Below are 19625 nucleotides of genomic sequence, written 5' to 3'. Positions count from 1 at the left end.
GCTGAAACCGGAGTTTCAGCGGCCTTTTGCGTCTGCTCGCGCCGGGCTAGCGGGGTGGGTCGCCGCGCCAACTGAAACTGTTGACGTACTTACCCATGTCCAGCGCCAGCTGCAGGTTGGCCGCTGACGGTTTACCGGAACCGAAGTCGGGCCCGAACGCACGGTACGGCCCGACGGCGCCGGCGATCAGGGCCAGATCGTTCTTGACGGCGACCATCACGATGACGCGCATCCGGGACGAACTGCTCATCGCGCCCTGCGGCCACATATCTGCGGCCATCCCGTATCCGTGTTGGTAACCGACCATGGTGTTCGGGATCTCGTAGGCCGTCTTGGTGTCCGGGAACGTCTCGTTGACCAGCCCGACGGCGATCTCCTCCGGGGTGCGCCCGGCCGCAGGCCGGCTGAACAGCTGCATCGTGCCGCCGTCACCGGCCTGCAGCACCGCGGTGATCCCGTTGTCGCGCTTGGAGATCTGGTACGCCGCATTCTCGACCGGGTAGGACACCGAGAACGAGCCGTCCGGGGCGGTGAACCGGGGATTGATCTCCACCGCGCGATTCATCGGCGGGCTCCCGCAATCCGGCGGGCAGATGTACTTGGGAGCGGGTTTGGAGATCAGCCCGGACAGCCCGACCAGTCCGCCGGCCACCACGACGACCGCGATGCCCAGCACCAGCGCCACGGTGCGGAAGGACGTCTTCGGCGGCTGAAGGGCCTCGAAGGTACCGGAGTGCAGCGAGTACCCGGGCTTCAGGCCGACGACCAGTTCCCCGGCCGCGGGTTCCTCGGCGAGCCGGATCGGGCGATCGTCGCGCCGGGTCCGGCGCGACCGGCGCGAGGATGCGTGCATGGCCGCACCGCAATTCGCGCAGAACGGCGCATCGGGCACGACGTGATCGCATTCCACGCACAGGATCGGCTCGTCGGTGCGGATCTCGTCCTGCGCCTCGTGCAGCAGGGCCAGGTGCAGGCCGACACGCAGCGCGAACAATGCCAGTGCGGTCAGGGTCAGATGCCCGGCCAATTGCAGCCACTGCGGGAAGCGGGCCACATCGAGCAGGCCCAGTCCGGCATAGACGACCATCACCACCAATGCGATGGCGAGGAGCGTGCCGCGGACGAAGCCGCGATTCTTGGTGACCTTGGTGGGGGGCCGGGTGAACCACAGTGCGGTGCCGATCAGGCCGCCGACGGCGGCGGCGGTCAGTGGGACGGCGATTCCGCGGATGCCCGCCTCGACGAGCAACCCGTCCAGCGGGCGGACCCGGTTGATCATCCCGGTGGTGAATTGCGGTGCCAGCCGGGTGAGGGTGGCCGCCGCGGTGAACGTCAGGGCGCCCAGTGCACCGATGGCGTAACCGTCCAAGGATTCCCGGTTACCGCGCCACCCGAACCGCGCCACCAGCGCGGGCACCTGCATGAGCAGCATGCTGCCGACCGGTATCGCAATACCGTCACGCAGAATCCGTTCGCCGGCGATGCCTGCCCCCAGCGGGACGCCGTAGGCGCGGGCCAGGGCCACTCCGGTCAACAGCACCCAACCGACGCCGAGCACCACTCCGAGGGTCGCGGTCAATATCAGCGTGCTGCGCGGGATATCCCGGGACACACCTGATTCGCGGAGATAGAGGGCGAACAGCAGGGGAATGCCCAGGGAGGCGACGGCGATGAGCGCGGCGGGCATGCGCAGCACGGTGCCGACGGTCAGCGCCACCGCCAGCAGCACCAGACCCATCAGGAACACCTTGCGTGACCGCGGCGACAGGTGGGGGAACAGCGAACTGGTCAGCGACGGCGAGAGCAGACGCTGACCGGGAGCGGCGCTGAACGCACGGGCGCGCAGCCAGTGCGGGCCGTCACCGCGTTTGTGCTCGGCCAGGGGGACGCCGCAGAGCCCGCAGTATTCGCCTGCGGGAACGTCGATCTGGCAGACCTGGCATTCGACCATGCCGGGAGCGCTCATCAGGCACCCACTCTCTGCGCGATCTGCAGGTTGCGCACCAGGTTGTCGATATCGGGCGTGCCCAGTCCGGTGACCAGGTCATAGCCGGGCCCTGCGTTGTCGACGGCGTTGCCGCCCAATGTCACATCGCGGAAGGCAGGCCGCGGGGCGCCCTGGGCGATGCGGTACAGCAACGGGTTGATATCGCCGATGAGGGAGCCGTTGTTCTCCAGCAACCACTGGTTCATCACCGCGGTGAGGCCGGCCCAGATGGGGGCGGACTGTGAGGTGCCGCCGCCGACGACCATCTGATCGTTGAGCACGATCTTCACGCCGGTGAACGGATCGGCGACTGCGGCGATATCCGGTGTCATGCGCTTGCCGTTGTGACGGTCCGGGGCAACCGCGGCCGCCGCGGTGCGCTGCCAGGGCGGCATGTCGAAGAGCGCCGATATGCCGCCGCCGGTGCCCTGCGACAGTGGGACGTCGAACCAGGTCTGCTCGGACACCCACCTGCCGTCGGCGTCGGTGGACAGGGTGGTGCCGCCGACACTGGTCATCTCGGGCAGCGAGGCGATCGAGTCGAGGCCGATGTCCTGTTCACTCGGCGGGGATGACCAGTCTTGTCCGCCACGGCATTCCATGCCGGCGAGGTCGCCGCTGGCGTTGTAGGCCGTGGTGCCGTGGGACTGGGCTGTGCGCAGCGCGGACCGGACCGGAGCCAGATCGGCCGCGGTGATGAGCTTGTCGCAACCCCAGCCGATCGAGAAACTCCACACCGCTCCGGGGAACTGCCGATCGGTGTCCTCGAGCATCTCGCCGATCTTGCGGTAGCCGCCACCACCCTCGACGGTGGGGCGGGCGTTCACCACGACCTTGCGGGCATCGGGGGCAATCGCATGTGCCACTTGAAGATCCATCGACAGTTCGCCGCGCGGTTCGCCGGGCGATCCGCCGACGACCTCGGGGGTGAACTGCGGCAGGCCGAATGTGGTGCTGAACGTGTCCAGGTCGGATTGATGGAAACCGTCGAAGGCGAAGATCACGATGGTGACTCCTCTTCCGGTGAAGCCGTCCCTGTTCAGATCGTCGACGTTGTAGGTGTTCAGCAGTGCCTGGGGCGCCAGGCCCTGATCGGGCACATCGAGGGGAATGTGATCGGGGCGCGACATGTGATGTGGTGTGTAGCTGAGGATTCGGCCGATCTCGGACACTTCGCCGCGCAGCGGCTCGGGGACCGCAGGCTGATGCGGTGAGGCATAGAAGAGCTGTCCTCTCCTGCCGCGGTAGTCGCGCACCGAGACGTCGAACGCCTGCTCGACGGCGGCCGGGGGTCCCTCGACGATCACCCAGTCATCGCCTGGGCGCCACTGCACCGACAGTGATTGGTCGCGGGCCCAGTCCATCAGCGCGGTGGGCTGGGATTCGTCGGTGAGGGTGGCGGTGAGCTCGATGCTCTCCTCGCGGGCCGGCCCGAGGTCGATCGACGCATCCAGCAGGGACGCGTAAGGGCCCTCGATGAGCCTGTCATCGGGGCGTTGCCTGTCGACGTACAGATCGACGGCGAGCACCAATGCTCCGATGAGGAGCAGGGCGGTCAGTGAGCGGGCGAGCACCGTTCTCATGGTTCCAGAAGAACTGAGGGCGGGTCCGAAAAATTCGGACCCGCCCCGTTCAGAGTTGTCGCTCAGTCGTTCTGCTGGGGGTCGAAGGTCGGCTGCGGGGCCGTCACCGGAGGAGTGAACACGCCGCCGCCGGGGTTCAGCGACTTCTCGGTCGGGGTCACCGAGACCTCGGTCGTGGTCGTGGTCGTGGTGGGCGACTCTTCGGGCTTGTCGCTGTCACTGCTGCACGCCGCGGTGAAGCCGATCATCGCGATGATGGCGGCACCGCCAACCGCTGCCGAAATCCGACGACGAGCCAGACGATTTGATGCCATGTTCGATCCTTTACTGGGGTCTCTGTGTGGTGAAACTTCGGCCGCCGCGGTGGCCCGCGAAAACCTTGTGCAGCAGTCCCATTTGAAGGCCGGGATCTGGTGTCAGAAACTGTAACGCAGCGCCTGTATCAGTGCATTCCCTTACTCAAGCATTGTTGAGAGATGCCCTGTGCCGCCGATCCGGCCCTGCGATCCACCGCTTGACTGTCGGACCCGGCGAGTGTTTACTCGAGATATCGAACATGTGTTCGAACAACGCCCGTTTCGGATGATGCTGGAGGTGCTGCTGTGACGGTGGCAATGGACCTGGAGCAGCACCGAAAAGAGCGCGCTGAACAGGTAGAACAGTTACGCCGCAGGATAGCCGAAGTCTCCGGGAGGATGGAAATCCCGGGTGCGCGGAAGGCTGCCGACGATGACCTGAGTTCGGCCGCGAAAACTTTGCTGAAAGCCCCGGATCCGCCGATCGCACCGCCTGACGATGCGTTGCCGGAGCCGTCGGTGCCCGGGCCTCTTTCTCAGCTGCTGCCCAGGGGGACAGTGGCGGTGCTGTCGGGGGCCAGATCACTGGCCCTGCGGATGGTGGCCGCCGCCACCGCAGAAGGCGGGCACGCGGCCATCGTCGGGCAGCCCGATGTGGGTCTGCTGGCGGCGGTGGAGATGGGTGCCGACCTGAGCCGGGTCGCGGTGATTCCTTATCCCGGCACCGATCCGGTGGAGGTGGCCGCGGTCCTGCTGGATGGTCTGGATCTGGTGGTGCTGGCGCTGGGTGGGCGATCGGTACCGATGAGCAGAGCGCGGGCCGTGACCGCGCGGGCCCGGCAGAAGGGGTGCACGCTGCTGGTCACCGGCGGCGATTGGCACGGTGCCTCGGCTCGGCTGGATGCCAGGGTCTGCGGCTACGAGATGGTCGGTTCCGGCGGCGCCGCGGTTCCCGGCCGGGGGCGGATCGGGCGGGTGCGGGTGGACATCAGGACCAGGAGCCGGATTCCCGGCCAGCCGCGTATCGCAGTCGGGAGCTAGCGTGCCGCGGGTTCTTGCGCTCTGGTGCATGGATTGGCCTGCGGTGGCCGCCGCCGCCGCGGCCGGACTGCCCGCCACCGACCCGGTGGCGGTCACCCTGGCCAACCGGGTCATCGCCTGCTCGGCGGCGGCCAGGGCGGTGGGGGTGCGGCGCGGACTGCGCCGCCGGGAAGCACAGTCCCGGTGCCCGCAGCTGCATGTCGTCACTGCCGACCCGGCGCGCGATGCCCGTCACTTCGAGGGCGTGACGGCGGCGGTCGACGAGGTGGTGCCCCGGGCCGAGGTGCTGCGGCCCGGTCTGCTGGTGATGTCGGTTCGGGGAGCGTCCCGTTATTTCGGATCGGAGCAGGAGGCCGCCGAACGTCTGGTCGACGCGGTGGCCGCGGCGGGTGCGGAATGTCAGACGGGTATCGCCGATCAGTTGTCCACCGCGGTGTTCGCGGCCAGGGCGGGGCGCATCGTCGAGCCGGGCCGGGACGCGGCGTTCCTGTCCGGGCTGTCCATCCGTCAGTTGGCCACCGAACCCAGCCTTTCCGGGGCAGGTCGGGAGGATCTGGCAGACCTGCTGTGGCGGATGGGAATCCGCACCATCGGTCAGTTCGCCGAGTTGTCGCGCACCGATGTGGCTTCCCGGTTCGGTGCCGACGCGATCAGCGCTCACCGATTCGCCTGCGGGGAGTCCGACCGCGGACCGTCCGGGCGTGATCTTCCCGCGGAGCTCGACGCGGTGATGAACTGCGATCCCCCCATCGACCGGGTGGACGCCGCGGCCTTCGCCGGACGGTCACTGGCCGGCGAACTGCACCGCAGCTTGGAAGGCGCCGGGGTGGGCTGCACCCGGCTGGCCATCCAGGCCGTCACCGCCAATGGCGAAGAGCTGAACAGGGTTTGGCGTTGTGCCGAACCGCTGACCGAGGATGCCACCGCTGATCGGGTGCGTTGGCAACTGGACGGCTGGCTGACCCGGCGGGCCACCGGGGGAGCGGGCCCCACTGCGGCGATCGTCACCCTGCGATTGCACCCGGTGGAGGTGGTGTCGGCCGGGGCGCTGCAGCTCCCGCTGTGGGGGTCATCCGGTGACGACGACCGGTTACGGGCCCGGCGGGCGCTGGTGCGGGTGCAGGGTCTGCTGGGCCTCGAAGCGGTTCAGGTGCCGGTGCTCAGCGGGGGGCGTGGGCCGTCCGAGCGCATCACCTTCACCCCGCTGGGCGACGAGCCGGTTCCGCAGGCCGACCCGACCCAGCCCTGGCCGGGCCAGTTACCCGAGCCATCGCCGGCGGTGTTGGCCGATGACCCGGTGGAAGTGCTTGATGCAGAAGGTAAACCGGTGCGGGTGACGAGTCGGGGGTTGTTCTCTTCGGATCCGGTGCGGCTGGAGTCCCCGGGCCGCGGGGGAGGCATCAGGGGCGAGCGAAGCGACGGGAGAGACATCAGGGGCGAGCGAAGCGACGGGAGAGACATCAGCTGGTGGACCGGGCCGTGGCCGGTCGACGAACGCTGGTGGGATCCCGAGCGCAAGCCGGTGGGCCGGACCGCGCGTGCCCAGGTGGTGGTGTCCGGTCGCGGTGGACAGAATGATGCCGGCGTCGGTGTGGCGATGCTGCTGTGCTACCGCCAGCGGCAGTGGCATGTGGAGGGCATCTACGAATGACCGAGCCGGCGGGCGAACGGGCCGACCCGCTCGATGAAACGGTCGAAGAACGCGGCGGGGTCCACCTCGACGCCGATCTGCGCGTTGGGCTCCCGGCCCCAATGACCGCGCCAGTCGGCCACGGTCATCCCGCGGGTCAGGGTCCCGGTCAGTTCGACGTCGACGGTCGCCTGCTGGTAGCGCACCAGGTCGGGGTCCAGTGCGACCGCGGCGGCCAGTGGATCGTGCAGGTGCGCCAGGTAGCCCTCGCCCTGATCGAAGTGGAACTCGAAGTAGAAGCGCATGGCATCTTCGAGCACCCGGATCAGCGGGTTGGCCGCCGTCGACCGGGTGCCCCGATCGTCGAGCACACTCAGCTGCGCCGACGGGGAACCGGCGGCGGCGGCCAGCCGGCCCAGAATCGACGGCGTCATCGCCGCGTTCTCGGTGAGGTTGAGTCCCAACACAATCGGCAGATGCGTGGGCGTGCTCAGGCCCCACGCCGCGCCCCACACCGCGAACACCTCGGCGGCGGCCTCCGGGTCGACGCTGACATTCCACTCCGAGACCGGCGTGGTGTTGCCGCGGTAGTCGAACGCGCCACCCATGATCACCAGCCGGCGCAGCAGCCGGGGCAGCGCGGGTTCCAGGCGCAGCGCCAGCGCGAAGTTGGTCAGCGGCCCGGTGACCAATCCGATGAGTTCCCCGGGATATTCGCGGGCCGCGGCCACCCAGGCCTGGGCGGCGTCGTACGGGGTCAGCGACCGGTCCGTCTCCGGCAGGTGCGCGTAGCCGAGCCCTTCGGGGCCGTGGGTGTCCTCGGCGGTGCGCAGCGGAATGCTCAGCGGGACCGGGACGCCCTCGGAGACGGGAACATCGTCGATCCCGAACAGTTCGAGCAGCCCCAGATTGTTGATCGACACCTGCGCGACGGGCACATTGCCCGCCGTCGATGCGATGCCCACCACATGGGCGTCCGGGCTGGCGAACAGATAGGCCAACGCCATCGCATCGTCCACCCCGGTGTCGACGTCGGCGAACACCGGTAGTGGCGCATCGGTTTCAGGCCCGGTCACGCTCCCACGATAGGCGGGGGCCGCTACCAGTGCACACCCGGAATCGCCCGCACCGCACGCTTGACCGGGCGGGGCACCCGCACGCTCCGGGTGGCGCGGGACGGCTTGCGGGGCCTGCGCTCCGGGGTGGGCTGCTCGCCGGCCTGCCCACGCGCGGCAGCGGAGTCCGGATAGCCCAGGTAGAGCTGGTGCAGTACCCGCCGCGACAGTCGGGGCGTGAAGTAGGTGCCCAGATCGGCCAGCGTGCCCAGTGGGGTGTCTATCCGCGCCGGCTTCTCGATCAGCCCGCGCACCACCATCGCGGCGGCATGCTCGGCGGTGATCGGGGGCACCGGATTCAGGCGCCGTGACGGCGCGATCATGGGGGTGCTCACCAGCGGCATATGGATGTTGGTGAAGGTGATGTGGTCCGACAGGGTCTCGGTGCCCACCACCTCGGAGAACGCGTCCAGCGCCGCCTTGGTGGGCAGGTACGCGCTGTACTTGGGGCTGTTGGCCTGCACGCCGGCACTCGACACGTTCACCACGTGACCGAACCGGCGCTCGCGCCAGTGCGGCAGCAACGCCAGCACCATGCGCACCGCACCGAAGTAGTTGACGGCCATCACCCGTTCGTAGTCGTGCAGCCGATCGGTGGAGGCGGACACCGATCGGCGGATGGACCGGCCGGCATTGTTGACCAGATAGTCGACGTGGCCGAAGCGGCCCAGGATGTCCTTCACCGTGTGGTCGACGGAGCTGGAATCGGTGACGTCGCAGGTGAATGCGTACGCGTCGCCACCGTCGGCGCGGATCTCGGCGATCAGATCATCGAGTGCGTCGGCATTGCGGGCCAACGCGAACACCGTGGCCCCACGGTGGGCGGCGGCGATCGCCGAGGCGCGTCCGATACCGCTGGAGGCGCCGGTGATGATGACGTGCCTGCCCACCAGTGCGCCGGACGGGTCATCGCGGCGGGCCCGGTCGGGGTCCAGGTTTTCGGCCCAGTACCGCCACAGTTTCCCTGCGTAGGAACCAAATTCGGGTACCTCGATCCCGGTACCGGCCAGCGCGGCGGTGGTCCGGTCGGCGGTGAACGTCGGCGCCAGGTCGACGACGTCGAGGATCTCGGCGGGCATGCCCAGCTGGGTGGCGGCCATGTTGCGCAGCACCCTGGCCCGTCCGGTGGCCTTCAGTACCGGTGCGACGGCGCCGCCGGGCAACGCGAAGCGCAGCGCCGGAAGCCCTGCCTCCTTCGCGACACCGCGGTAAATACTGCGCAGGCCAATGGTTTTCGGTGCGGTCAGATGGAAGGTCTGTCCGTCGGCGTCGGCGATGTGCATCAGGTGCACCAACGCGTCGACCACGAAGTCGACCGGCACGATGTTGGTGCGGCCGGCATCGGGCACCGCCATGGGCGTGATACTGGGCAGCACCGCCAGCTTGGCCAGGATGCCGAAGAAGTAATAGGGACCGTCGACCTTGTCCATCTCGCCGGTGCGCGAATCCCCGACGACGACCGCGGGCCGGTAAATCCGGTACCGCGGCCCTGCGTCGGAGCGCACCAGTTGTTCGGCCTCGAACTTGGTGCGGTGATAGGGGGTCGGCAGGTTCTGCGCGACGTCGAAATCGTCCTCGGTGTACTCGCCGTGGAAGTCCCCGGCCACCGCGATCGAGGACAGGTGGTGCAGGGTCGCGCCCAGGCGCCGGGTCAGGCCGATGACGGTGCGGGTGCCCTCGACATTGGCGGCGCGCTGGACGTCCTCGGCGGCGGTCATGTCGTAGATGGCGGCGCTGTGCACCACGTGATCGACGGTGCCCAGTTCGGCGATCACATCGTCGCTCAACCCGAGATGCTCGGCGGTCAGATCGCCTACCAGGGGTTTCGCGCGCGGACCCCAGGCGGCGGCCAGTCGCTCGAAGCGCTCCAGCGACCCGCCCCGCACCAGCACGGACACCTGCGCGTCCGGGTCGCGAGCCAGCAGTCGGGCCACCACGCGGCTGCCGATAAACCCAGTACCGCCGGTAACGACATAATGCATGCGGCCATGGTCGTCCTCGAGCCTGGAAAGGTCAACTATGGTCCCGGTCACACTCCGCAGTCCGCCACGAAGGGATACTCACCCATGCCGATCGATCCGAACGCCGTCGGTGCCACAACCGAATCCCAGACCTTCAGCTGGACCGACCGCGAGACGCTGCTCTACGCGCTCGGTGTCGGCGCCGGCACCGACGACCTGGCCTTCACCACCGAGAACAGTCACGACATCGAGCAGCAGGTGCTGCCCACCTTCGCCGTCATCGCCTGTTCGCCGTTCGCGGCCGCACTGCAGATCGGTTCGTTCAACTTCAGTCTGTTGCTGCACGGCTCGCAGGCGATCCGGTTGTTCAAGCCGCTGCCGCCCGCGGGCGCGCTTACCGTGCACTCCGAGGTCGCCGACATCCAGGACAAGGGTGAGGGCAAGAACGCGGTGGTGATGCTCAAGGGCGTGGGCGCCGACCCGGACAGCGGTGAGGTGCTGGTGGAAACCCTGACCACTGTGGTGATCCGGGGTGAGGGCGGATTCGGTGGGCAGCCCGGCCAGCGTCCGGCGGCGCCCGAGTTCCCCGACCGCGCGCCCGATGCGCAGGTCGCCCTGCCCACCCGCGCCGATCAGGCGCTGCTGTACCGGCTTTCCGGTGACCGCAATCCGTTGCACAGCGACCCGTGGTTCGCCCAGACCCTGGCCGGTTTTCCCAAGCCGATCCTGCACGGCCTGTGCACCTATGGTGTGGCTGGCCGGGCCCTGGTCGCCGAACTCGGCGGCGGCGACGCCACGAAGGTCACCGCGGTGGCATCCCGGTTCAGCTCACCGGTCTTCCCCGGCGAGACGCTGACCACCTCGATCTGGCGTACCGAAGCGGGTCGCGCGGTGTTCCGTACCGAGGCTGCCCGGCCGGACGGGTCCGATGCTCGGGTCGTGCTCGATGACGGGACCGCCGAATACAACTGATTTCGTAGGGTCAATCGCCAGTGCGTACCGTCGCGCGTTGACAGGATGGCCCGATGAGACTGGCTGTCGGATATCTCGCCACCCCGGGTGGAGCGGACGCTGTCGCACTCGGCGTCCGCCTCGCCCGGAGCCTGGGCGCCGAGCTCGACGTGTGCATGGTGCTGCCCCCGGACCGCGGGGTGCCCGCGATGGTTCCCACGGGCGGCTATGACGAACTGCTCGCCGAACAGGCCGGCGAATGGCTGAACGAGGCACTGGCCGGGGTGCCCGATGATGTGGTGGCGCACCCGCACGTCAGTGTCAGCGACTCCACCGCGGACGGACTCATCAACGAGGTGCAGCGCCTTGGAGCCCAGGCCGTCATCGTCGGCGGATCGGGCGGCGGTCTGGCCGGAAGTTATTCACTGGGATCGGTGGTCAACGAGCTGCTGCACTCCGCGCATGTTCCGGTGGCGGTGGCGCCGAAAGGAACTCGGCTGTCCGCGGTGCCGCGGGTGCGTGAGGTGACGTGCGCAATCGGCGAACGCGCCGGTGCGCGCACCCTGCTGGACGCGGCGGTGCGGGCCTGTAAGGCCGCCGACGTGCCGCTGCGCCTGGTGTCGCTGGTGGCCCTCGATCCGATGTTCGGTGCGCTTCGTGGCGACGCCGATGCGCTACGGGAGCGCGCGCTGGGACACGCGCGGCGCTCCCTGGAGGAGGCACAAGAGTCACTGCCCGAAGGGTTCTCGGTCACGGCCACCGTCGCGGATGGAACCTCGGTGGAGGACGCGGTGAGCAGGTTGCCCTGGCACGACGGTGATCTGATCATGGTGGGCTCCAGCCGGCTCGCCGCGCCGCGCAAGTTGTTCCTCGGGTCCACCGCGGCCAAGATGCTGCGCGCGCTCGACGTCCCGATGGTCGTGGTACCCAGAACCGCCGACGAGGAGACAGCATGACTGCGAACAAGGCGGAGACGGCCACGGGCACTGTCTCGAAGGGTCTGGCCGAAGGCAAGGTCGGCACCCTGTCGGGCGCCATGCTCGGGATCTCCTGCGTGGCACCCGGGTACACGCTCACCGCGAGTATCGGCGTGATCGTGGCGGCGGTCGGGTTGAAGATGCCGGCGATCTTCATCGCGGGTTTCATCCCGATGTTCCTCACCGCGTACGCCTATCGCGAACTGAACTCCCGCACCCCGGACTGTGGCGCGTCATTCACGTGGTCCACCAAGGCATTCGGCCCCAACGTGGGCTGGATGTGCGGGTGGGGGATGGTGGTCGCGTCCATCATCGTGCTGTCCAACCTGGCCGCGATCGCGGTCGAGTTCTTCTATCTGCTCATCGCCCGGATACTCAACCAGCCCGGGATCGCTGATCTGGCGGGCAACAAACCCGTCAACATCATCACCACGCTGGTGTTCATCGCGTTGGCCACCCTGATCGCCAGCCGGGGCATCACCACCAGCGAGCGGGTGCAGTACGTGCTGGTGGCTTTTCAGCTGGTGGTGCTGGTGGCCTTCGCCATCACCGCGTTCGTCCGCGTGGGGCGTGGGGACGCACCGGCCGGGCTGAGTTTCGACCTGGACTGGTTCAATCCGTTCACCGGATTGACGATGGCGGTGTTCGCCATCGGGCTGACCGGTTCCATCTTCGCGTTCTGGGGCTGGGATACCTGCCTGACGCTCGGCGAGGAGTCCAAGGACCCGACCAAGGTGCCTGGCCGGGCCGGGTTGCTCTGTGTGACATCGATTCTGATCACCTACCTGCTGATCGCCGTCGCCGTGATGATGTACGCCGGCGTCGGTGAAGAGGGTCTGGGGCTGGGCAATCCGGAGAACTCGGAGAACGTGTTCGGGGCGCTGGCCGACCCGGTGCTGGGGCACTGGTTCGGGCCGCTGCTGTACGTGGCGGTGTTCGCCTCGTCGGTCGCCAGCCTGCAGACCACCTTCCTGCCGGCGGCTCGGGCGATGCTCGCGATGGGCGCCTACAAGGCATTTCCCACCCGCTTCGCCGAGGTGAGTCCACGCTTCCTGACGCCGGTCTATTCGACGGTGATGGCCGGGGTGGTCACCGGTGCCTTCTACACCGTGGTGACCCTGCTGTCCGACAATGCATTGTGGGACACCATTGCCGCCCTCGGCATCATGATCTGTTGGTACTACGGCATCACCGCATTCGCCTGCGTCTGGTTCTTCCGCCGGGAGCTGTTCAGCAATGTGCACAACATCGTGTTCAAGTTCCTGTTCCCACTCCTGGGCGGGTTGATACTGGCGGCCGTCTTTGCCATCTCGATCGGCGAGAGCATGAATCCGGAGAACGGCAGCGGCGCGGAGATCGGCGGCATCGGGTTGGTGTTCTTCATCGGGTTCGGGATCCTGGTGCTCGGCGCGGTGCTGATGCTGGTGATGCGCGCACAGCGACCCGACTTCTTCACCGGCCAGACACTGCGCCGCGATACCCCGGCGCTGAAGGAATAGCGCAGCGCTAGTTGGCTTCTGGCGGTGGTGGTTCGTATGGGGTGTACCACCACCATTGAGCGCGTTCCCCGGTCGGGCCTGTGCACGGTGGCACATCCGGTGGCGGCTTGGTGGGTGGTCGGGCCAGTGATCCGTTGGTGAGTGGTTCACCTTCGCTGTCGGTGACTCGTAGTGTCTCGGCGGGCCCGGTGATCGTGATGCCGCCTTTGTGGTGCATGCGGTGGTGGAACGGGCACAGTAAGACCAGGTTGGATAGCTCGGTGGGCCCGCCGTTTTCCCAGTGCACCAGGTGATGGGCGTGCAGGCCTTGGGTGGCGCCGCAGCCGGGGACGACGCAGGTGTGGTCGCGGTGCTCCAGGGCGCGTCGGAGCCGGCGGCTGATGGTGCGGGTGGCCCGCCCGACCCCGATGGGTCGGCCGTGGCGTTCGAACCACACCTCACACGTCGCATCGCAGAGCAGATATCGCCGGTCGTCTGCTGTCAGCGCAGGACCCAGATGCAGTGACGCCACAGGCTTCTCGACATCGACATGCACCACCACGGTGGTGTGCTGCCCGTGCGGGCGGGCCGCCACTTCGGTGTTCCAGCCGGCCTCGATGAGGCTCATGAACGCATCCACCCCGTCCGGGAACGGCGGTGCCTGCTCGGACACCGTGGTTTCAGCCTCGCCGTCGCGGGCCCAGCCGTCCTCGGGGTCGATGCTGTCGTGCGTGTCGTGGTCGCGTTTCCAGTCCGCGACCAACGCATCGCGGTGTGACTGCAGGCCGGCCTCGAATTTCGCGGCCTCCACCTTGGGCAGGGTGATCCGCCACGTCGTGGAATCGTCGCCCTCGATCATGGTGATCTTGCGTTTCGGTTCGGGCTTGGACTCTGGCCACCTTGGGCAGGGTGATCCGCCACGTCGTGGAATCGTCGCCCTCGATCATGGTGATCTTGCGTTTCGGTTCGGGCTTGGACTCTGGTTCGGGGCGGGGTTCCTGTTTGACCGCGGTGCGCAACTGGGTCACGGTGGCGTACTGCACCAGGTTTGCGTAGTGCTCATCGCAGCCCTGGCCGCCGTGTTCGGCGATGACCCCGAGCTGATCGAGCGACACCCGTCCTTCCTGTAACCCTGTGACGCAGCGTTCAAGTTCGTCGATGCGGTGGGCGATGGCGACCNTGTTCGGCGATGACCCCGAGCTGATCGAGCGACACCCGTCCTTCCTGTAACCCTGTGACGCAGCGTTCAAGTTCGTCGATGCGGTGGGCGATGGCGACCATGGTGTCGGCGTTGCGGGGGGAGACACCGGTCTTCCAGGCGACCAACGCTTGCAGGGAGCGGCACCCTGTGGCACCCCACAGTGCGTTGCCGTCGGCGGCGCCTCTGCCGTCGATCTCGGCGATGATCTCCACCAGCCGGCCATCGAGGGCGTTGCGCTGCCCGATCAGCTCACCCATCTCCTCGAACAACACCTCGATACGCCGCACCGGAGGCACGTGTTCGGCGTAAGCGGTTGTGGGAGGCGGCATATCGCGATTCTAGAAGAGGGGTACGACAAGTAGGCCGGCCTAAACCCAGGTGCCGCCATCCACCCGCAGCGTCGCACCGGTGACGAAGGAGGCGCGGTCGCTGAGCAACCACGCGGCGGCCTGCGCGATCTCGTCGGGGCGTCCCGCCCGTCGCAGGGGAGTGTCGGCGACCAGCTGGGCGAGTACGCCGGGGCTGGCGTCCTCCCACTGCTGGATCATCTCGGTGAGGGTCGGCCCAGGCGCGATCGCGTTGACCCGGATGCCTTCCGGGCCATAGGTGACCGCGGCCGATTCGGTGAGGCTGTTGACGCTGCGCTTCAGGGCACCATATGCGGGTAGCTCCGGATTGCTGTGCAGGGCACCGATACTGGAGGTGTTCACGATGGCGCCGGTCTTCGAGGTGGCCCGGATCTCGGCGACCTGCGCAGCCACCGACAGCCATACTCCCTTGAGGTTGACGGTGTAGGTGTGGTCGAGATCGGCTTCGGTGACCTCGTCGAGCGGGCCGGGCGGGATGAGCGTGGCGGCATTGTTGAACGCGATGTCGAGCCGGCCCCAGAGTTCGACGGTGCGGTGCACGGCGGCCCGCACACTGTCGCCGTCGGCCAGATCACACACGATGTACTCGGCGGTGCCGCCGGCCTCTCGGATGTCCTCGGTGACGCTCTTGAGCTGGTTCTCGGTGCGGGCCGCGAGCAACACACAGGCGCCCTCCGCCGCGAACAGGCGGGCCGCCGCGGCACCGATCCCACGCCCGGCACCGGAGATGAATGCAACCTTGTCGGCCAGCAGGCCCGTTGTCGTCGTCATGCCGACGAGCCTGCGTCGGAATCGAGTTCGGATCCAGGTATCACCGATACCTGGATGTTCGACGGTAGGAGCGGAGAATGGTGGCCGTGGACAAGGGTGAGTTGGGCGCCTTCCTGCGCAGCAGACGGGAGCGGATCGGTCCCGCCGACGTCGGCCTGCCCGCGGGAACCCGCCGCCGCACGCCGGGTCTGCGTCGTGACGAGGTGGCCCATCTGGCGTTCATCTCGACCGAGTACTACACCCGGCTGGAGCAGGCCCGGGCTCCACATCCGTCCCGGGAGGTGCTGCTGGGCCTGGGCCGCGCCCTTCGTCTCTCCGAGGCAGAACTGGCCTATCTGCACCGGCTGGCCGGGGTCGAACTGCTCGGGCCGAACGGGCCGCCGCTGGTGGTCCGGCCGAGCATCCTGGACCTGATCCAGCGGCTGCCGCAGGCCGCGGCGATCGTGGTGTCCGCAACGTATGAGGTGCTGGCCTGGAACGAGCTGGCCTGCGCGCTGATGGAGGACTTCTCCGCGTTGTCGCGCCGGGACCGCAATCTTTTGCGGCGGGCCTTCCTGCGCCCCGGTGAGATGCGGCTCTACGGCGTGACAGGCTCCGATTTCGCACGCACCGGCGCCCAGCATCTGCGTGCGACCGCGGCGCGTTATCCCGACGACCCGGAGACCGTCACGCTGATCGCCGAACTACGCGCCGGTAGCGCTGAGTTCGCCGAGCTGTGGGAATCGCGCGATGTGCTGGACCGGCCGAAACTGTGCCAGACCTTCGACAATCCGGTGGTCGGACCGGTCGCGGTGAACTGCGATGTGCTCGATATCGCGGACCGGGACCAGCGGGTGATCATCTACGCCGCGGAGCCGGGCACGCCGTCGGAGGACGCGATGCGGTTGCTCGGGGTGGTGGGGACGCAACGGATGGACCTCTCCGGCTGATAATCGAATGTTTGTTCGATAGACTGGCGGGGTGGGTTGGCACAACGGACCGCCGAGTTGGGGCGAGATGGAGCGTGTCCTCACCTCCAAGCCGCGGCGGGCCGGGCTGCCCATCGCCGAACCGCTCGGCGACGGCGGGGACAGTCCGGCCTGGTCACGCAAGCGCGGTGCCTACGAGGTCGAGGGGGTGCGGCGTTCTGGCTCATCGGTGCCCTATGCCGAGCTGCACGCACACTCGGCCTACAGCTTCCTCGACGGTGCCAGCACCCCGGAAGAACTGGTGGAGGAGGCGGCCCGGTTGGACCTGCGGGCCATCGCGCTGACCGACCACGACGGCCTCTACGGGGTGGTGCGGTTCGCCGAGGCCGCCCGTGAACTCGACATGTCCACCGTGTTCGGTGCCGAACTGTCGCTGGGTAACGTGCCGCGCACCGAACAGCCCGACCCACCCGGACCGCATCTGCTGGTACTGGCCCGCGGCCCGGAGGGTTATCGGCGGCTGTCGCGCGAGATCTCGGCGGCACACTTGGCCGGCGGCGAGAAGGGTAAGCCGCGGTATGACTTCGACACGCTGACCGAGGCCGCCGGCGGACACTGGCACATCCTCACCGGCTGCCGCAAAGGCCATGTCCAACAGGCTTATACAGTCGGCGGACCGGAGGCCGCCGCGCTCGCGCTGGCCGATCTGGTGGACCGGTTCGGGGCCGACCGGATCAGTATCGAGCTCACCCACCACGGACACCCGCTCGATGACGAACGCAATGCCGTCCTGGCCGCGCTGGCGCCGCGATTCGGCGTGGACGTGGTCGCCACCACCGGTGCCCACTTCGCGGTGCCGTCGCGGGGCCGGCTGGCCATGGCGATGGCGGCCATCCGGGCCCGCAACTCGATGGACGACGCGGCCGGATACCTGGCGCCGCTGGGCGGTGCGCACCTGCGGTCGGGGGAGGAGATGGCCCAGTTGTTCGGCACCGAGATCGTCACGGCGGCAGCAGACCTGGGTGAACAGTGCGCGTTCGGACTGGCGCTGATCGCCCCGCAACTCCCGCCCTTCGACGTGCCGGACGGGCACACCGAATCCAGTTGGCTGCGCAAACTGGTGCGCGATGGCGCCCGGGATCGCTATGGCCCGCCGGACCGGGCTCCCAAGGCCTACGCGCAGATCGAACATGAACTGGCCATCATCGACAAGCTGGACTTCCCGGGCTACTTCCTGGTGGTGCACGACATCACCCGGTTCTGCCGGGAGCGCGACATCCTGTGTCAAGGAAGGGGTTCGGCGGCCAACTCGGCGGTCTGTTACGCGCTCAAGGTCACCAACGTCGACCCGATCGCCAACGAGTTGCTGTTCGAACGCTTCCTGTCCCCGGCGCGGGACGGCCCACCCGATATCGACATCGACATCGAATCGGACCTGCGCGAGAACGTCATCCAGTACGTCTATGACAAGTACGGCCGGGACTACGCCGCCCAGGTCGCCAATGTCATCACCTACCGGGGGCGCAGCGCCATCCGGGACATGGCGCGTGCGCTGGGCTTCTCGCAGGGCCAGCAGGATGCCTGGAGCAAGCAGATCAGCCGGTGGAACGGACTGGCCGACTCGCCCGATGTCGAGGACATCCCGGAACAGGTGGTCGACCTGGCCACCCAGATCTCCAACCTGCCCCGGCACATGGGCATCCACTCCGGGGGCATGGTGATCTGTGATCGTCCGATCGCCGATGTCTGCCCGGTGGAATGGGCCCGCATGGAAAACCGCAGTGTGCTGCAGTGGGACAAAGATGACTGTGCGGCAATTGGTTTGGTCAAGTTCGATCTGCTCGGACTGGGCATGCTATCGGCTCTGCACTATGCCATCGACCTGGCGCGCGAGCACAAGGGCCTCGAGGTGGATCTGTCCCGGCTGGATCTGTCCGAACCCGCGGTCTACGAGATGCTGCAGCGCGCCGACTCGGTCGGGGTGTTCCAGGTCGAGTCCCGTGCGCAGATGGCCACTCTGCCCCGGCTCAAGCCGCGGATGTTCTACGACCTGGTGGTCGAGGTCGCGTTGATCCGGCCCGGGCCCATCCAGGGTGGATCGGTGCATCCATATATCAAGCGGCGCAACGGCGAAGAGGAGGTCGTCTACGACCATCCCTCGATGGAACCGGCGCTGCGGAAGACTCTCGGCGTGCCGTTGTTCCAGGAGCAGTTGATGCAGCTGGCGGTGGACTGTGCCGGTTTCAGCCCGGCCGAGGCCGACCAGCTGCGCCGGGCGATGGGCTCGAAACGGTCCACCGAGAAGATGCGGCGGCTGCGTGACCGGTTCTATGACGGGATGCGAGAACGTCACGGCATCACCGGGGCGGTGGCCGAGAGAATCTACGAGAAGTTGGAGGCATTCGCCAATTTCGGTTTCCCGGAAAGTCATTCGCTGAGCTTCGCGTCGCTGGTGTTCTACTCGTCCTGGTTCAAGTTGCACCACCCTGCGGTGTTCTGCGCGGCGCTGCTGCGCGCCCAGCCGATGGGTTTCTACTCGCCACAGTCGCTGGTCGCCGATGCGCGCAGGCACGGCGTGATGGTGCACGGCCCGGACGTCAACGCCGGCCTGGCGCACGCCACCTGTGAGAACCGTGGCCTGGACGTGCGGATGGGGATGGGCAGTGTCCGTCACATCGGCGATGAGCTGGCACAACGGATCGTCGACGAGCGGACGGCCCACGGTCCGTTCGCGACGCTGCTGGATCTGACCGCCAGAGTGCAACTTTCGGTCTCGCAGACCGAGGCGCTGGCCACCGCGGGTGCACTCGGATGTTTCGGGATCACCCGCCGCGAAGGGTTGTGGGCGGCGGGTGCGGCCGCCGCCGAACGGCCGGACCGGTTGCCGGGGGTGGGGTCGTCCTCGCATATCCCGCCGCTGCCCGGGATGAGCGCGCTGGAACTGGCCGCCGCCGACGTGTGGGCCACCGGTGTGTCCCCGGACAGCTATCCCACCCAGTTCCTGCGCGAGACGCTCGATGAGATGGGCATCGTGCCTGCCGATCAGCTGCTGCAGGTGCCCGACGGGACCCGGGTGCTGGTGGCGGGAGCGGTGACGCACCGCCAGCGGCCCGCGACGGCTCAGGGCGTGACGTTCATGAACCTGGAGGACGAGACGGGCATGGTGAACGTGATGTGCTCCCGCGGGGTGTGGGCGCGTCACCGCAAGCTGGCACAGACGGCGTCGGCGCTGGTCATCCGGGGCATCGTGCAGAACGCCACCGGTGCGGTGACGGTGGCCGCGGACAGGATGAGCCCCATCGATCTGAAGGTCCGCTCGCGGTCGCGGGACTTCCAGTGACTACCAGCTAGCGTCCAT

At 67.9% G+C, this 19625-nt stretch carries 14 protein-coding genes and 1 pseudogene; 7 read left to right on the top strand and 8 right to left on the bottom strand.

Translation table 11 applies throughout. From position 1 onward, the window contains the following. Window positions 1-46: 46 nt before the first annotated feature. The 3 genes from ASE48_RS09960 to ASE48_RS09950 form a co-directional block, all read right to left on the bottom strand. Window positions 47-1966, bottom strand: coding sequence for a hypothetical protein (locus ASE48_RS09960; protein WP_057166907.1), 1920 nt, complete (start codon window positions 1964-1966; stop codon window positions 47-49). Further along, window positions 1966-3570, bottom strand: coding sequence for a S53 family peptidase (locus tag ASE48_RS09955; protein ID WP_057166906.1), 1605 nt, complete (start codon window positions 3568-3570; stop codon window positions 1966-1968). The genes ASE48_RS09960 and ASE48_RS09955 overlap by 1 nt, the downstream gene beginning before the upstream one ends. A gap of 62 nt (window positions 3571-3632) precedes the next feature. Continuing rightward, complete coding sequence (locus tag ASE48_RS09950) at window positions 3633-3884, bottom strand: hypothetical protein (RefSeq protein WP_057166905.1); 252 nt, start codon at window positions 3882-3884, stop codon at window positions 3633-3635. A 288-nt stretch (window positions 3885-4172) separates the two neighbouring features. On the opposite strand from ASE48_RS09950, the gene ASE48_RS09945 reads away from it, so the two are divergent. After that, complete coding sequence (locus ASE48_RS09945; protein ID WP_057166904.1) at window positions 4173-4907, top strand: hypothetical protein; 735 nt, start codon at window positions 4173-4175, stop codon at window positions 4905-4907. A gap of 28 nt (window positions 4908-4935) precedes the next feature. Further along, window positions 4936-6558, top strand: a complete 1623-nt coding sequence (locus tag ASE48_RS09940) for a DNA polymerase Y family protein (RefSeq protein WP_057166903.1) — start codon at window positions 4936-4938, stop codon at window positions 6556-6558. On the opposite strand, the gene ASE48_RS09935 is transcribed toward ASE48_RS09940, so the two are convergent. Together ASE48_RS09935 and ASE48_RS09930 are read right to left on the bottom strand one after the other, a co-directional pair. Next, window positions 6549-7613 carry a nucleoside hydrolase gene (locus tag ASE48_RS09935; RefSeq protein WP_268766286.1) on the bottom strand — a complete coding sequence of 355 codons (1065 nt, stop codon included), beginning with the start codon at window positions 7611-7613 and terminating at the stop codon, window positions 6549-6551. The genes ASE48_RS09940 and ASE48_RS09935 overlap by 10 nt on opposite strands. 23 nt (window positions 7614-7636) lie before the next feature. Beyond that, the gene (locus ASE48_RS09930; RefSeq protein WP_057166902.1) at window positions 7637-9634 is read right to left on the bottom strand and encodes an SDR family oxidoreductase; all 1998 of its coding nucleotides are present in this window, start codon (window positions 9632-9634) and stop codon (window positions 7637-7639) included. An 84-nt stretch (window positions 9635-9718) separates the two neighbouring features. On the opposite strand from ASE48_RS09930, the gene ASE48_RS09925 reads away from it, so the two are divergent. The 3 genes from ASE48_RS09925 to ASE48_RS09915 are packed head-to-tail and all read left to right on the top strand — an operon-like array spanning window position 9719 to window position 13040. Beyond that, window positions 9719-10585: a MaoC/PaaZ C-terminal domain-containing protein gene (locus ASE48_RS09925; protein WP_057166962.1), complete on the top strand. Its 867-nt coding sequence runs from the start codon at window positions 9719-9721 to the stop codon at window positions 10583-10585. Window positions 10586-10638: 53 nt separating this feature from the next. Further along, the gene (locus tag ASE48_RS09920; RefSeq protein ID WP_057166901.1) at window positions 10639-11520 is read left to right on the top strand and encodes a universal stress protein; all 882 of its coding nucleotides are present in this window, start codon (window positions 10639-10641) and stop codon (window positions 11518-11520) included. Continuing rightward, window positions 11517-13040 (top strand): APC family permease, encoded by a 1524-nt coding sequence (locus ASE48_RS09915; RefSeq protein WP_057166900.1) that lies wholly within the window; start codon window positions 11517-11519, stop codon window positions 13038-13040. Before ASE48_RS09920 ends, ASE48_RS09915 begins: the two co-directional genes overlap by 4 nt. Before the next feature lie 7 nt (window positions 13041-13047). Here the strand turns inward: ASE48_RS09915 and ASE48_RS09910 are convergent. From ASE48_RS09910 to ASE48_RS09905, 3 genes and pseudogenes are all read right to left on the bottom strand, one after another. Continuing rightward, window positions 13048-14198 (bottom strand): annotated as a pseudogene (locus tag ASE48_RS09910) (DUF222 domain-containing protein); the annotation flags it as partial. A 1-nt stretch (window position 14199) separates the two neighbouring features. After that, window positions 14200-14477, bottom strand: a 278-nt coding sequence (locus tag ASE48_RS33395) for a DUF222 domain-containing protein (protein ID WP_442928716.1), incomplete at its 3' end; no start/stop codon positions are given. Between the two features lie 111 nt (window positions 14478-14588). Then, entirely contained in the window at window positions 14589-15359 is a 771-nt protein-coding gene (locus ASE48_RS09905; protein ID WP_057166899.1) for an SDR family NAD(P)-dependent oxidoreductase, read from the bottom strand. Window positions 15360-15445: 86 nt separating this feature from the next. Between ASE48_RS09905 and ASE48_RS09900 the strand changes: the two genes are divergently transcribed. Further along, window positions 15446-16288, top strand: coding sequence for a helix-turn-helix transcriptional regulator (locus ASE48_RS09900; protein WP_057166961.1), 843 nt, complete (start codon window positions 15446-15448; stop codon window positions 16286-16288). Window positions 16289-16319: 31 nt separating this feature from the next. Next, on the top strand, window positions 16320-19607 hold the full coding sequence (locus tag ASE48_RS09895; RefSeq protein ID WP_057166898.1) for an error-prone DNA polymerase: 3288 nt from the start codon (window positions 16320-16322) through the stop codon (window positions 19605-19607). Window positions 19608-19625: the final 18 nt, after the last annotated feature.

This window comes from Mycobacterium sp. Root265 (assembly GCF_001428895.1).
GTDB lineage: Bacteria > Actinomycetota > Actinomycetes > Mycobacteriales > Mycobacteriaceae > Mycobacterium.
This window is presented reverse-complemented; position numbering and strand designations above follow the sequence as displayed.